The organism is Mesorhizobium sp. M0029, assembly GCF_040323735.1.
Taxonomy (GTDB): domain Bacteria; phylum Pseudomonadota; class Alphaproteobacteria; order Rhizobiales; family Rhizobiaceae; genus Mesorhizobium.
Genome location: NZ_JAMYVF010000008.1, coordinates 105,217 through 119,110, shown reverse-complemented (window position 1 = coordinate 119,110; position 13,894 = coordinate 105,217). Strand labels below are relative to the sequence as shown.

General features: G+C 63.9%; 14 protein-coding genes. 2 read left to right on the top strand and 12 right to left on the bottom strand.

Annotated elements, in window-relative coordinates:
• Positions 1–46: 46 nt before the first annotated feature.
• From NKJ76_RS15685 to rsfS, 4 genes are all read right to left on the bottom strand, one after another.
• The gene (locus NKJ76_RS15685) at positions 47–1,372 is read right to left on the bottom strand and encodes a S41 family peptidase (protein ID WP_023668701.1); all 1,326 of its coding nucleotides are present in this window, start codon (positions 1,370–1,372) and stop codon (positions 47–49) included.
• A 1-nt stretch (position 1,373) separates the two neighbouring features.
• A complete protein-coding gene (locus tag NKJ76_RS15680; RefSeq protein WP_023668700.1) occupies positions 1,374–2,732 on the bottom strand; it encodes a murein hydrolase activator EnvC family protein in 1,359 nt (452 codons plus the stop codon).
• Positions 2,733–2,854: 122 nt separating this feature from the next.
• The gene (gene rlmH / locus NKJ76_RS15675; RefSeq protein WP_023815253.1) at positions 2,855–3,337 is read right to left on the bottom strand and encodes a 23S rRNA (pseudouridine(1915)-N(3))-methyltransferase RlmH; all 483 of its coding nucleotides are present in this window, start codon (positions 3,335–3,337) and stop codon (positions 2,855–2,857) included.
• A gap of 62 nt (positions 3,338–3,399) precedes the next feature.
• Positions 3,400–3,777 carry a ribosome silencing factor gene (gene rsfS / locus NKJ76_RS15670; RefSeq protein WP_023668698.1) on the bottom strand — a complete coding sequence of 126 codons (378 nt, stop codon included), beginning with the start codon at positions 3,775–3,777 and terminating at the stop codon, positions 3,400–3,402.
• Between the two features lie 241 nt (positions 3,778–4,018).
• Here rsfS and NKJ76_RS15665 point away from each other — a divergent pair, with 241 nt between their 5' ends.
• Positions 4,019–4,873: a mechanosensitive ion channel family protein gene (locus NKJ76_RS15665; RefSeq protein WP_352537831.1), complete on the top strand. Its 855-nt coding sequence runs from the start codon at positions 4,019–4,021 to the stop codon at positions 4,871–4,873.
• A gap of 15 nt (positions 4,874–4,888) precedes the next feature.
• On the opposite strand, the gene NKJ76_RS15660 is transcribed toward NKJ76_RS15665, so the two are convergent.
• The 5 genes from NKJ76_RS15660 to obgE all read right to left on the bottom strand — a co-directional run bounded on the left by NKJ76_RS15660 (position 4,889) and on the right by obgE (position 10,582).
• The gene (locus NKJ76_RS15660) at positions 4,889–6,169 is read right to left on the bottom strand and encodes an MFS transporter (protein WP_352537830.1); all 1,281 of its coding nucleotides are present in this window, start codon (positions 6,167–6,169) and stop codon (positions 4,889–4,891) included.
• 74 nt (positions 6,170–6,243) lie between these two features.
• Positions 6,244–6,876 (bottom strand): nicotinate-nucleotide adenylyltransferase, encoded by a 633-nt coding sequence (locus tag NKJ76_RS15655; protein WP_352537829.1) that lies wholly within the window; start codon positions 6,874–6,876, stop codon positions 6,244–6,246.
• Positions 6,877–7,079: 203 nt separating this feature from the next.
• Positions 7,080–8,366: a glutamate-5-semialdehyde dehydrogenase gene (locus NKJ76_RS15650; RefSeq protein WP_352537828.1), complete on the bottom strand. Its 1,287-nt coding sequence runs from the start codon at positions 8,364–8,366 to the stop codon at positions 7,080–7,082.
• Between the two features lie 3 nt (positions 8,367–8,369).
• Positions 8,370–9,548: a glutamate 5-kinase gene (gene proB, locus NKJ76_RS15645; RefSeq protein ID WP_023712014.1), complete on the bottom strand. Its 1,179-nt coding sequence runs from the start codon at positions 9,546–9,548 to the stop codon at positions 8,370–8,372.
• Positions 9,549–9,550: 2 nt separating this feature from the next.
• Positions 9,551–10,582, bottom strand: a complete 1,032-nt coding sequence (obgE, locus tag NKJ76_RS15640; RefSeq protein WP_023737906.1) for a GTPase ObgE — start codon at positions 10,580–10,582, stop codon at positions 9,551–9,553.
• Between the two features lie 167 nt (positions 10,583–10,749).
• Here obgE and NKJ76_RS15635 point away from each other — a divergent pair, with 167 nt between their 5' ends.
• Positions 10,750–11,613, top strand: a complete 864-nt coding sequence (locus NKJ76_RS15635; RefSeq protein ID WP_352537827.1) for an endonuclease/exonuclease/phosphatase family protein — start codon at positions 10,750–10,752, stop codon at positions 11,611–11,613.
• Positions 11,614–11,804: 191 nt separating this feature from the next.
• Here NKJ76_RS15635 and NKJ76_RS15630 read toward each other — a convergent pair whose 3' ends face one another.
• From NKJ76_RS15630 to NKJ76_RS15620, 3 genes are all read right to left on the bottom strand, one after another.
• Entirely contained in the window at positions 11,805–12,392 is a 588-nt protein-coding gene (locus NKJ76_RS15630) for a GNAT family N-acetyltransferase (RefSeq protein ID WP_023688901.1), read from the bottom strand.
• 132 nt (positions 12,393–12,524) lie between these two features.
• Positions 12,525–12,794, bottom strand: a complete 270-nt coding sequence (gene rpmA, locus NKJ76_RS15625) for a 50S ribosomal protein L27 (protein ID WP_015315190.1) — start codon at positions 12,792–12,794, stop codon at positions 12,525–12,527.
• Between the two features lie 99 nt (positions 12,795–12,893).
• On the bottom strand, positions 12,894–13,601 hold the full coding sequence (locus NKJ76_RS15620) for a 50S ribosomal protein L21 (RefSeq protein ID WP_023688900.1): 708 nt from the start codon (positions 13,599–13,601) through the stop codon (positions 12,894–12,896).
• Positions 13,602–13,894: the final 293 nt, after the last annotated feature.

The window sequence follows — 13,894 nt, the reverse complement described above, 5'->3', positions numbered from 1 at the left end:
CAGCATTGCATCGCTTCGATTGGGCAGCCAGAGCTACCAGTCGATTTTATTGGTTAAGCACTGCCTTCTCCGGATTCGGCGGGAATGCCGGGTCGGTCTTCTGGCCGCGCAGCAGCTGTTCGGCATAGATCAGCTGCAGATCGTCCTTTGGATCCGGCGGCACATAGGCAGCCGAGCCCGAACCGGTATCGCTCTCGTCGGCGCCCTTGATGTGGCCCTTGAGGTCAGATTCACCGCGCGTCAGGTCCCTGCCCTGCAGTTCGGGCGGCAGCGGCTGGTCGACCTTGATGTCGGGCGTGATGCCCTTGCCCTGGATCGACTTGCCGGACGGCGTGTAATAGAGCGCCGTCGTCAGGCGCAGCGCGCCGTTCTCGCCAAGCGGGATGATGGTCTGCACCGAGCCCTTGCCGAAGGACTGCGTGCCGACCACTGTGGCGCGGCGCAGGTCCTGCAGCGCGCCGGCGACGATCTCGGAGGCGCTGGCCGAACCGCCATTGACGAGCACGATCAGCGGCTTGGCGCCGATGTCGTCGCCTGCCTTGGCGTCGAAGCGGGTGACGTCCTTCGGGTCGCGGCCGCGGGTCGAGACGATCTCGCCACGGTCGAGGAAGGCGTCGGACACGCTCACCGCCTGGTCGAGCAGGCCGCCCGGGTTGAGCCTGAGATCGAGCACATAGCCCTTGAGCTTGTCGTTCGGCACCTGCTTCTTGATGGTGTCGATGGCGTTCTCGAGGTCGTCATAGGTCTTTTCGGTGAAGGAGGTGATCTTCATGTAGCCGATGTCGTTCTCGACCCGGAACTTGACCGCCTTGACCTTGATGATGTCGCGCACCACCGTCAACTCGATCGGCTTGTCGGCGCCTTGGCGCAGGATGGTCAGCTTGATCGGCGTGTTGACCAGGCCGCGCATCTTTTCGACCGCATCGTTGAGCGTCAGGCCGCGAACCTCTTGGCCGTCGATCTTGGCGATATAGTCGCCGGCCAGCACGCCTGCCTTGGCAGCCGGGGTGTCGTCGATCGGCGTGATCACCTTGACCAGGTCGTTCTCCATGGTGACCTCGATGCCGAGGCCGCCGAACTCACCCTTGGTCTGCACGCGCATGTCCTGCGCCTGCTCGGCATTCATGTAGGAGGAGTGCGGATCGAGCGAGGTGAGCATGCCGTTGATGGCGTTTTCGACCAGCGACTTGTCGTCCGGCGGCGTCACATACTGCGCCCGCACGCGCTCGAAGATGTCGCCGAAGATCGCCAGTTGCTTGTAGGTCTCGGAGCCTGCAGCGTTCGCCGTCGAGCCGGGCGCGCCATAGACCAGGCTCATCGCTGACGCGCCCATCAGCGCACCGGCAATAAGAAGCGACAGTTTCCGCATCATTTCACGTCCTTCCAGAGAAGCGGTCCGCCCACCATGGGGTCGGATCGACGGGTTTTCCATCCTTGCGGAACTCGACATAGAGTTCCGGCGTGGCATTTCCATTCTTCGAGGCCGAGGTGCTTGCCACCCGGGCCTCTCCCATCGCGCCGACCGGCTCTCCTGCGAGCACCGACTGGCCAGACGCGACGCTGATTCTGCTCATCCCCGCCAGGACGACATGATAGCCGTCTCCCGCATTGAGGATCAAGAGTTGACCATAGGAGCGAAAAGGCCCCGCATAAAGCACATTTCCGTCCGCCGGTGCCGTGACGATGGCTCCCGATTGTGTCGCAACCATGTCGCCAAGCATCACCGCGCCGTTACCGTCATCGGCCCCGAAACGCAGCTTGATCTTGCCGGTGACCGGCAGCGAGACTTGTCCCTGAAGTGCCGAAAACGGCGCGGCGGCGGTGAGGCGGTTGCCTTCCGGCACGGGCAGCGAAGCCAGCTCCGTCGACGCGGTTGTGCCTGCATCGGCGTTATCGGCGTCCGGCTTATCGCTGTCGGCCGCTTTCTGTTCGCCTGCCTTGACGGCATCCGCCGCCTTGCGGCTCTTGTCGGCTTCAAGCGAAGCGATCAGCTCTTTCAGGCTGCCGGCCTTGGCCGCAAGCGCCTGGGACCGCTGCTTTTCAGCGGCCATCGCCGTCCAGGTGTCCGCCTCGAGCTTCTGCTTGGCTTCGAGCAGCATGGAGAGGCGTTTCTTTTCCGCCGTCTGCTCGCCGACCGCCGCCGTCAGCCGCGTCCGCTCGGCCTCGATCGAGGCCGTCACCCGGGTCTGTTCCCTGAGGTCGGCCAGCAATTTGTCGGTCTGCTGGCGCAGTTCCGGCACCACTGCGCCGAGCAGGATGGCGCTGCGCACCGACGACAGCGCGTCTTCCGGCTTGACCAGGATCGCCGGCGGCGGATTGAGCCCCATGCGCTGCAGCGCCCCCAGCACCTCGGCCAGCACGTCGCGCCGCGCCGCCAGCGAGACACGGATCTTCTGTTCCTCGCCCTTCAGTCCTTCGAGCCTGGCGCCGATATCCTCGATGTCCTGGCCGAGCTTCTGCTCGGTCATAGCCGACTGGATAAGCGCCGCGGTGATCGAGGCATGGTCCTTCTTGACCGAAGCAATGTCGGCGGCGAGCTTGGCCAGCCGTTCGGACGACAGCGTGATCTCGGCCGACACCTTCTCATATTCGGCACGGCTCAGATCGGGGTCGGGCGCCACGTCCAGCGTATTTTCGGCCCGTGCAAGCCCGAGCGACAGCAAAACCACCGCCGCAGCGATGCCGCAGCGCGCGTGCCGGAAGCCCGTTCGTGATTTCCCGTTGTCAGCCATTGAAGCCCGACTCTATGCGTGGCTTCGTTAACGAACCATCAACCATGATCGAACCGAAGCCTAGCACAAAACAGCCGCGCATTGGGGCGGAAATCCGGACGATTGACCCTCGACCCACTGATTTACGAACGGTGGTAGGGATGTCCCGAAAGAATCGTTGCCGCCCGATAGAGCTGCTCGCCCAGCATGACACGCACCAGTTGGTGCGGCCAGGTCGCCGCGCCGAACGAGACCATCAGCTCAGCCTGATCGCGAACCGACTGGTCGTGCCCGTCGGCGCCGCCAATGGCGATGACCAACGCCTTGCGTCCGCCATCGCGCAGCTGGCCGATACGGCTGGCGAAATCGTCTGAGGACAGGTTTTTGCCGCGTTCGTCGAGCAGGAACAGCGCCGTGCCCGGCTGCAGCTGTGCCTGCAGCTTCTGGCCTTCCTCGCGGCGGCGCTCATTAGCGTTCTGTGCTCGTCCCTCGGCGATCTCGGCGACACCAGAGAATTCGAACCCGATCGCCGGGCCGCTCTTGGCGAAACGCTCGAAATAGCGGTCGGCGAGCTCTCTCTCGGGGCCGGCCTTCATCCGGCCCACGGCATGAACTGCTATCTTCATCCCTGCCTCGGCGAGCTTTCAATCCATGTCGCACCCAGGATGGTTACGACATGAGACGAAGCTCAGTGCAAGGTCTCTTCCTCGAGGTCCGGCGCCTGCCACATCTTTTCAAGATTGTAGAACTCGCGGACTTCTGGGCGGAAGACATGGACGATGATGTCGCCTGAATCGATCAGGACCCAGTCGGCGCCGGACAGCCCCTCGACGCGCGCCGTGCCGAGACCGGCATCCTTGAGCGCCTTGAGGAGGTGGTCGGCGACAGCCGAGACATGACGGTGCGACCGGCCCGACGCGATGACCATATAGTCGCCGAGGCTCGATTTCCGCTGAATGTCGATTGAGACAATATTTTCGGCCTTGGAGTCTTCCAGACTGGCAAGGACTGTCTTGATGGCACGGGACACGGCGTCATCTACGCTGATCCTGGCCGGCGAAGGCATGATGTCAGCCTTCTTCCGCAATGCTGTTCTCAGTGTATTTCCTTTCGCAGCAAGAACAACCAAATCACCCACGAAATCAGGTGACACCCTATAGATAGGCAGAGTTCCCTTGCAGTTTCAAGACGGGAGGCCCTGCCACCGCGAACGCAGTGCAAGACTTCCGGTTCCGGAGCCTTGAGAAAAATCGGAACCCATGGCCGCGGCAGGGGTTATCGACACACCCCCCAAACGGATTTTCCTGATGCCAATCGACCCCCAGAACACGCTGCTCACCGTGCAGGCTGGCCTTGCGCAACTCAGCACACTGATCGTTTCCTATTCCTTCTCCGCCATCGGCGCCATCATCCTGCTGGTCGTCGGCTATCTCGTCGCCGGGCTCGCAGAACGATCGATCTCAGCCGGCCTCGGCCATATCCATGGTTTCGACGCGACGCTGCGCCATTTCTTCTCGAAGATCGTGCGCTACGCCATCCTGATCCTGGTGGTCATCATGGTGCTCGGCCAGTTCGGCGTTCAGACGGCCTCGATCATCGCCGCCATCGGCGCCATCGGGCTGGCAATCGGCCTGGCGCTGCAAGGCACGCTGCAGAACATCGCCGCAGGCATCATGCTTCTGGCGCTCAGGCCATTCCGCATCGGCGAATATGTCGAGGTCGGCGCCATTTCCGGCACCGTCGAGGAAATCGGCCTGTTCGCCACCAAGCTCCGCACGACAGACGGCGTCTATGTGCTGGCGCCCAATTCGACGCTATGGAACCAGCCGGTGCGCAATTTTACCCGCAACGGCGTGCGCCGCGGCGATATCACGCTGAGCATCGGCTCCTGGAACGACATCGACTTGGCGCAGAAAACCATGCTGGGCGTTGCCGGCAGCGAGCGCCGCGTCAAGCGAGAGCCGGCGCCGATCGCCTTCGTTGCCACCGTGGGCGATGCCAGCGTCGCCATCACCTTGCGCTATTGGACCACGGCGGCGGATTTCTTCGCCACCCAGATCGATCTCACCAAACGCGTCAAGCAGGCCTTCGACGCCGAAGCCATTTCGGTTCCCGCACCTCCGCCGGAGGCCCGACAGGAAACTGCCGCCACCAGGCAGTAGGAGCTGTGAAACCGTTCAGCGCTGATCTTCCGGGGCGTAGGCGAGCTCCACCGGCAATGGCGCCTGCGCCGACATCGGCGCGAAACTGCCGGTCGCCGTGGCGGGAACGGCCTGCGTCGTCGCCACTCGCCACAGCACGAACAGGCAGAACACGGTGGCGATGATGATCGCCACATAGATGAAGGCCTGCGTTCCATAGACGGCCGACAGGGCCGTCACGATACCTGGCACGATGAAACCCGACAGCGACCAGGAAAACAGCAGCGAACTCGACAGCGCCACCATGTCGTCCTTGCCGGCGCGATCGGCGGCGTGTGCGCTGGCCAGCGAATAGATCGATTCCGAAGCGCCGTCCCAGATCACATAGATCACCACCAGCACCGCCAGAGCGCCACCGTCAAAGCCGATAGCCAGAATACCGGCAACGATGGCCAGTGCCGCAGCGCCGGCCAGCACGTAACGGCGATCGGTACGATCCGAAATCCAGCCGAGCGGGATCTGCAGGATCAGCGTGCCGACGGGCATGGCCGACAAAAGCAGCGCCACATCGGCCTGGCTGTAGCCCTTGGCCGTGGCATGGATCGGTGCGAACCCGGCGATCGCCATCGACAGGCCGCCGACGGCCAGCATGCCGGCCACGCCGACCGGCGAGATCCGCCAGGCGCGGCCAAGCGCCACGGAGGCTGCGCGAGGTGGCGGCGGTTGAGCCAACCGCGTCATGCCGACCGGCAGGATCGACACCGCGGTGAAGGCAATGCCGATCAGCGGCGCCTGCGCCGTCGCGATGTCGACCGCCGCCAGCAGGGCATAGCCGACGCCAAGTCCGGCGACATAGGCGACGTAAAACACCGCCATCACCCGGCCGCGAATGGCGTTTGCGACGGCATCGTTGAGCCAGCTCTGGGCGACGATGAACAGGCCGCATATTGCAAAACCGTAAAGCGCGCGCGCCGCGATCCACAGCAGCGGGTAGGTGCCGGCGCCAATGGCAGCATTCGACAGCGCTATCAGCGCCGACAGCACCATGAAGGCGCGGGCGTGCCCGACGCGGCGCACCAGCGGCCCGGTCAGGATACAGCCGGCAAGTCCGCCGGCAGACAGGCCGGTGATGATCAGCCCGGCCCAGGTCGGATCGAAGCGCTCGACGCCAAGCCGGACCGGGATATAGGCGAACATCAACCCGTTGCCGACCGCGATCAGCGCCATCGACACGATTACGCTGGCAATGGCGATCACGGGCGCCGGCGGGGCGCCATGATTGGGGTCGATGTCGGTCTGGTTCACTGAAGTGGCCATATCCAGCGCAGCATCGCCCAGCCAATCGCGAAAGGCCGCCGTAAAAGCGACATCGGCGATCTGGTCTTACGGAGTTACCCCTTGGCTTGCTGGCGAATAGCACTCGATGACAGCGACGAACGCGGGCCGTGAATAAAAGTCCAGGCCGGCGCCTTCATGCGGGCGAGCCGGGGCGCGTCACCCTCGTCGACGCGGGCATAGTCGAAGGTTTTGGCCACGACCGAGGACAGGAAGGACAGCGTCGCGCCCGGGCGGTCGATGACGGCGATCGGGAAGGTCATGACGATCTGGCGCCAGCGCTGCCAGCGGTGGAAATCGCGAAGCGAGTCGGCGCCCATGATCCAGACGAAATCGACGCCGGGATTGCGTGCCTTGACCAACGCCAGCGCGTCGGCGGTGAAGCGGATATGATGCGCCGCCTCGAAGGCGGTGACCTTGATCTTCGGGTTCTTGGCAATCTGCTCCGACTGCAGCAGCCGGTCGCTCAGCGGCGCCAATTCCCTCGTGCTCTTCAGCGGATTGCCTGGCGTCACTATCCACCACAATTGGTCGAGCGCGAGGCGCCGCAAGGCAATTTCCGCCACCAGCGCATGGCCGGCATGCGGCGGGTTGAACGATCCGCCGAACAGGCCGACGGCGAGGCCTTTCTCGGCATGCGGCATGCGGAGGTAGTGCGAGGGGATGGCGGGCTGAAGGGACGACAGCATGGTGCTAGGCACCCCCCTCTGCCCTACCGGGCATCTCCCCCGCAAGGGGGGAGATCAGCAGCTTCGGCAAAGGCACTTTTCTTGCAACGTTAGTGATTGGCGAAAGCGGAAGAAAAAGCTGATCTCCCCCCTTGCGGGGGAGATGTCCGGCAGGACAGAGGGGGGTGTCTGGGCTCAATGCCTCAAGCCCTGACGCGAATGATTCAAGGCCTCACCTGTCCCGACCCGCGCACGCGGTATTTGAACGAGGTCAGCTGTTCGACGCCAACCGGTCCGCGCGCATGCATCTTGCCGGTGGCGATGCCGATCTCGGCGCCCATGCCGAACTCGCCGCCATCGGCGAACTGGGTGGAGGCATTGTGCAGGAGAATCGCCGAGTCGATCTCGTTGAAGAAGCGCTGCACAGCCTCTGCATCCTCGGCGATGATCGCCTCGGTGTGATGTGAGGAGAACGTCTCGATATGGTCGATGGCACCGGCAATCCCGTCTACCAGCTTTACCGCGATGATGGCGTCGAGATATTCGGTCACCCAGTCGGCATCGGTCGCCGGCTTGGCGTCGAAGAACAGCTTCATCACTTCCTGATCGGCATGGATCTCGCAGCCGGCTGCGCGTAGCGCGTCGAGGATCGGCACCAGATGCGTGGAGGCCACCGCGCGGTCGACCAGCAAAGTCTCTGCAGCGCCACAGACACCGGTGCGCCGCATCTTGGCGTTGACGGCGATCCTGACCGCCATGTCAAGATCGGCCGAGCGGTCGATGTAGAGATGGCAGATGCCTTCAAGATGGGCAAAGACCGGCACCCGCGCCTCGCTCTGGACGCGCCCGACCAGGCTCTTGCCGCCCCGCGGAATGATGACGTCGAGATTGCCGGAAAGCCCTTTCAGCATCTCACCGACGGCGGCGCGGTCAGTGGTCGGCACCAGCTGGATGGCGTCTTCGGGCAGGCCGGCGGCCTTCAACCCCTCGACCAGGCAGGCATGGATGGCGGCGGATGAATTGAGCGAGTCCGAGCCGCCGCGCAGGATCACCGGATTGCCGGCCTTGAGGCAGAGTGCGCCGGCATCCGCCGTCACATTCGGCCGGCTTTCATAAATGACGCCGACAACGCCGAGCGGCGTGCGCACGCGCTCGATCTGCAGGCCGTTGGGGCGATCCCAGGCGGCAATCACATCGCCGACCGGGTCCCTGAGCCCGGCGATTTCACGGATGCCATCCGCCATGGCACGGGTGCGCGCCGGATCGAGCTTCAACCGGTCCATGAAGGAGCCGGACAAGCCCGATTCGTGTCCGTTAGAGACATCGATGGCGTTGGCATCGAGAATCTGCTGCTGGCGCGCGATGATCGCGTCGGCCATGGCGAGAAGTGCGGCATCCTTGGCGGCGGCGGTCGCAATCGCCAACGGTCGGGCGGCCGCGCGGGCGCGGCGGCCGATATCAGCCATCAGCGCGACGGTGTCATCCCCGGATTGTTCATGCAACTTCAGCATGTCTCATCCTCCGCTTACCTCGCCCCCGGCCCATACCTGGCCGGCAGCCCGTATCTGGTCACCCGGATCGCTCACCACCAGATCGTCGCGGTGGATCATCGCAGAGCGCGCCTCGTAGCCGAGCACGGTTTCGATCTCGGCGGTCTTCAGGCCTGCGATCCTTACGGCATCGGCGGCATCATAGGCAACCAGCCCGCGCGCGATCTCGCGCCCTTCGGGCGACAGGATCGCCACCGTGTCACCGCGTGAGAAATTGCCGCTGACCAGCCTGACGCCCGCCGGCAGCAGCGATTTGCCGGACAGCAGCGCACCGATGGCGCCGGCGTCGACGGTGAGCCGCCCGGCCGGTTCGAGCTGGCCGGCGATCCAGGTCTTGTAGCCTTTCACCGGATTGGCGCTCGGCCTGAAGAAGGTGGCGCGCTCGCCACGCTCGATCGCCATCAGTGGCGACAGCCTGGTGCCCGAGGTGATGATCATGGCGGTGCCGGCGGCGGTGGCGATCTTGCCGGCATCGAGCTTGGTGCGCATGCCGCCGCGCGACAGTTCGGAAGCGGCCGCCCCCGCCATTGCTTCGATATCGGGTGTAATGCGGTCGACCACCGGAATGAATTTCGCAGCGGGATCGCGCGCCGGCGGCGCCGTATAGAGCCCGTCAATGTCGGAGAGAAGCACCAGCAGGTCGGCGCCCATCATGGTCGCCACCCGGGCCGCCAGCCGGTCATTGTCGCCATAGCGGATTTCGGAGGTCGCCACCGTGTCGTTCTCATTGATGACCGGCACCGCCTTCATCTTGAGCAGCGTCGAGATCGTCGCGCGGGCATTCAGATAGCGACGGCGCTCCTCGGTGTCGCCGAGCGTCAGCAGGATCTGGCCCGATTTCAGCGAGCCCTTGCCCAGCGCATCCGACCACGCGCCGGCCAGCGCGATCTGGCCGACGGCCGCAGCCGCCTGGCTTTCTTCCAGCTTCAATGCCCGTTTGCCGAGACCGAGAATGGTCCGGCCGAGCGCAATGGCGCCGGAGGACACGACCAGGATCTCGGCGCCGCCATTGGCCAGCACTGCAATATCCTCGGCAAGCGAAGCCAGCCAGTCGCGCTTCAGGCCGCTGGTGCGGTCGACCAGCAAGGCCGAACCGATCTTGACCGTGATGCGCCGGTATTTTGTCAGCGACTGCGCCGTCATCGCTATCGGTCCCAGCGGGTCTCGACGGGAGCGGCAGCCCTGTCGCGCGCTTCGCCGACAACCGCCATCAGCGCGCGCAGCACCGCTTCGACGCCCTCGCCGGTGGCCGCCGACAGCAGCATCGGCGCGCGGCCGGCAGCGCGTTTGAGCGACGCAACCTTCTTCTTGCGCTCATCGGCGTCAAGGATATCCACCTGGCTGAGCGCGACGATTTCGACCTTCTCGATCAGCCCATTGCCATAGGCGTCGAGCTCGGCGCGCACGGTCTTATAGGCTTTGCCCGGATTTTCCTCGTGCGCCGAAACCAGATGCAAAAGCACACGCGTGCGCTCGACATGGCCGAGGAACCGGTCGCCGATGCCGACACCCTCATGCGCGCCCTCGATGAGGCCCGGAATGTCGGCGATGACGAATTCGCGCGCATCGATCCGGGCAACGCCGAGACCTGGATGCAGCGTGGTGAAGGGGTAGTCGGCGATCTTTGGCTTGGCCGCGGTGACGGTTGCCAGAAAAGTCGACTTGCCGGCATTGGGCAGCCCGACCAGGCCGGCGTCGGCAATCAGCTTCAGCCGCAGCCAGACATTCATCTCTTCGCCGGGCTGGCCCGGATTGGCGCGGCGAGGCGCCTGGTTGGTCGAGGTTTTGAAATGCTGGTTGCCGAAACCGCCATTGCCGCCCTTGGCCAGCAGGAAGCGCTGGCCGACCACGGTCAGGTCGCAGATCAGCGTCTCATTGTCCTCGGCAAACACCTGGGTTCCGGCCGGCACCTTGAGCGTCACATCGGCGCCCTTGGCGCCGGTCATGTTGCGGCCCATGCCGTGGACGCCGGTCTTGGCCTTGAAATGCTGCTGATAGCGATAGTCGATCAGCGTGTTGAGGCCGTTGACCGCTTCCAGCCAGACATCGCCGCCGCGGCCGCCGTCGCCGCCATCCGGGCCGCCGAATTCGATGAATTTTTCGCGCCGGAACGACACAGAGCCGGCGCCACCGTCGCCCGAGCGGATATAAACCTTGGCTTGATCGAGAAATTTCATTGGACTACGCAGTTTCTGTTGGCCTTGCGGCTTTGCTATAGATCTTGCGCCTTGCTCTAAACCAAGGCGCGGCCAAGGGCGAGGCCGTTTTGCGACTAAAGCGCCGGATGCCCTTTTGTCGGGGACGCGGTAGCAGTGTTCGCGGACGGAGCTTGAGGGGCGCGGGAATGAAGGTTGTAAGCTACAACATCCAGTACGGTATCGGTCTGGATGGCCGCTACGATCTCGGCCGCATCACCGAGGCGGTTCGCGGCGCCGACGTGATCGCGCTGCAGGAAGTGACCCGCAACAATCCGAGGAACGGCAACCGCGACATGGTGGCCGAGATCGGCGAGGCGCTGCCCGAATATTTTGCCGCCTACGGCAGCAATTTCGAGGTCAATGTCGGCTCGCGCCTGGAGGCCGGCCGCGCCATCACCACCACTTTCCAGCTCGGCAACATGGTGCTGTCGAAGACACCGATCCATCTGTCGCGCAATCTGCTTTTGCCGCGCAGCCGTAGCCTGGAGGCGATGAACTTCCAGCGCGGCGCACTCGAGGCGCTGGTCGAGACCCCGCTCGGCTTCATCCGCTTCTATTCCACGCATCTTGACCATCGCAGTCCGGTTGAGCGCGCCAGCCAGATCCGGTTCCTGCGCCAGCGCCTGTTGAACTATGCCTTCGAGGGCGGCGGTCTCTCCGGCATTCCCGAGATCGGCCTGCCGGACCTGCCCTATCCCGAAGCCTTCATCGTCATGGGCGACTTCAACATGCTGCCCGGCTCGGCCGAATATGTCGAACTCGTCGGCCGCCCGGATCATGAATTCGGCATGCCCTTGACCGCCGATCTCGCCGTCGACGTCGCCCAGCGCCTCAACACGCCGGACGTCGTCACCTGGGTCGATCCCACGCGACCCGAAGACACAAGGCGCCACAAGCGCATCGACTACATCTTTACCTCGGCCTCGCTCGCCGGATCGCTGAAGCGCCTGCGGGTCGACCCGCAAGCGGTCGGTTCGGACCATCTCCCGATTTGGGTCGAGATGGGCTGAGTTGAGTCCGATCCACAACCAACGTTTCCAAACCTGTCGTTTGGAGGCACGCGCCTAGGTGTGTTGAGATTCAGGTCAGGCCGAGCCGAAAACACTGGTTTCGAGAACCGGAGCGGAGTGTACTTAAGTACGTGCACCTGAAGCGCATAAACCCGCGTTTGCAGGCCGGCCTCACCTGAATATCAAAACACCTAGAAATGCACCCAGTTTCGAAGACTGATCCAGGTCTTTCTGTCCAGCCGGTACCGCTCGACCGGCACCTGGCCGGCGACGATCGAGTTCAGCATGCCCTGGCCGGCATACTGGAAGCCGCATTTGTGGATGACGCGGCGCGAGGCCGGATTGATCACCCGCGTCGAAGCCTGCAGCACCTGGATCGAGGTCCGTTGGAAGGCGAGGTCGACCAACGCGTGCGCGGCCTCCGTCGCATAGCCGCGCTTCCAATAGGGCTCGCCGATCCAGTAGCCGAGCTCCAGCCCGCGGTCGGTCATGTTGAGGCCGGCGCAGCCGACGAAAATGTCGGTGCCGGCGAGCGTCAGGGCGTAGGCGATGCCGGCCCGGCGCGACCGGGTCATGGCCAGGAAGGCGCGTGCCTCGGCCTCGCCATAGGGGTGCGGCATGCGGGCCAGCATCTCGGCGACATGACGGTTGTCGGCAAGCTCGACCAGTTGCGCGATGTCGGCTTCGCAGGGAGCGCGCATCACCAGCCGCTCCGTGGCCAGCACCGGGCAATCTATCGCGTAACTTTCGTCTTCGGTGTCTTCCGCTTCGGCAACCATTCGACGTCCTCCAGGCAAGAAAAAAGGGGAGATGGAAAACCCATCTCCCCTGATCCTTTTCCTGGCTCCATTCACTGGTTTGGCCAGACACCGGTTCCCGAGATGGGCGCCGGTTTTATAGTGCGGAACCGGCTACTCCGCGGCTTTGGTAATCGGGTTGACCGATACGTAGGTTCGGCCGTTGGCTTTTTTGTTGAAGGTGACTGCGCCGGTCTCGAGCGCAAAAAGGGTGTGGTCCGTGCCCATGCCGACATTGACGCCGGGATGCCAGGTGGTGCCGCGTTGACGGATGATGATGTTGCCCGGGATGACGGCTTCGCCGCCGAACTTCTTCACGCCCAGACGCTTGGAATGCGAGTCGCGACCGTTGCGCGACGAGCCGCCAGCTTTCTTGTGTGCCATCTAACTAACTCCGATGCGCCCTGGGGCGCTTGAATGGTCTTATGAACGCGTTCGCGTTCCGTTTCAAGTCCGATCCGGCAACCTTGTCGCCGGTTCGTTTTACTTCTTCGCCAGTTCCTTGGCCTGCTCGCGCCAGTCGTTGATCTGGTCGGTGCTGAAGGGCATGTGCGCGTCGATCTTGGCCACGTCCTTGTCCGACAGCTTGGCAAGCTGGGCGAAGGTGGTGATGCCCTGCTCGTGCAGCTGGCCGGCGGCAACCGGGCCGATGCCCTTGATCACGGCCAAATCGTCCGGCTCGCCCTTCGGCGCCTTGAACAGCGGCGCGGCGACGGCGGTCTCCGTCTTGGCTTCATCCTTCGGAGCAGCCTCGGCTTTGGCTTCCTTCTTCGCCTTGGCTTCCTTCGGCGCGGCCTCAGCCTTCGCCTCGGGCGCTACGTCAGCCTTGACTTCATTGGCTTCCACCTTGGCTGAGGCCTTCTTGGAAGGCTTGGCGCCACCGAGCAGGATCTCGGCGATCCGCACGGTGGTCAGAAGCTGGCGGTGGCCGATCTTGCGGCGCGAATTCTGCCGGCGGCGCTTCTTGAAAGCGATGACGGTGCGGTTCTTGCCCTGCTCGACGACTTCCGCCGTGACCAGAGCGCCATCGACGAACGGGGCGCCGAAGGTGACATTTTCGCCTTCGCCATGGGCGAGGACGCTGCCGATTTCGACGATATCGCCGACATTGGCTTCGAGCTTCTCGATCTTCAGGAGATCGTTGGCGGCAACGCGATACTGCTTACCGCCCGTTTTAATGACTGCGAACATTTTTTGCCTTTCGCTGTTCGGTCGGCCTCGATGAGCCGCGTCACGCGGTTCGGCCGTCTTTTTGTCAGTCTGCGGGTTCGAAAAACAAGCGGCGTGGAAGAACCCTCCACGCCGATTGCGCGCTTCCCCTAACCGAAGGTTCGGTACGAGTCAAGGCAAGCGGGCGGAATCCTTGGCCACGCCGCCTCCTTGCCGCCCCCGATCTCTCCGGTCGAGGACCGGTTGGCCCCATCTGCCGACGTGGCCGCAACGCAGCCCTCCAGACAGAGCCCGCACAGGAAGCTGAATTCCCC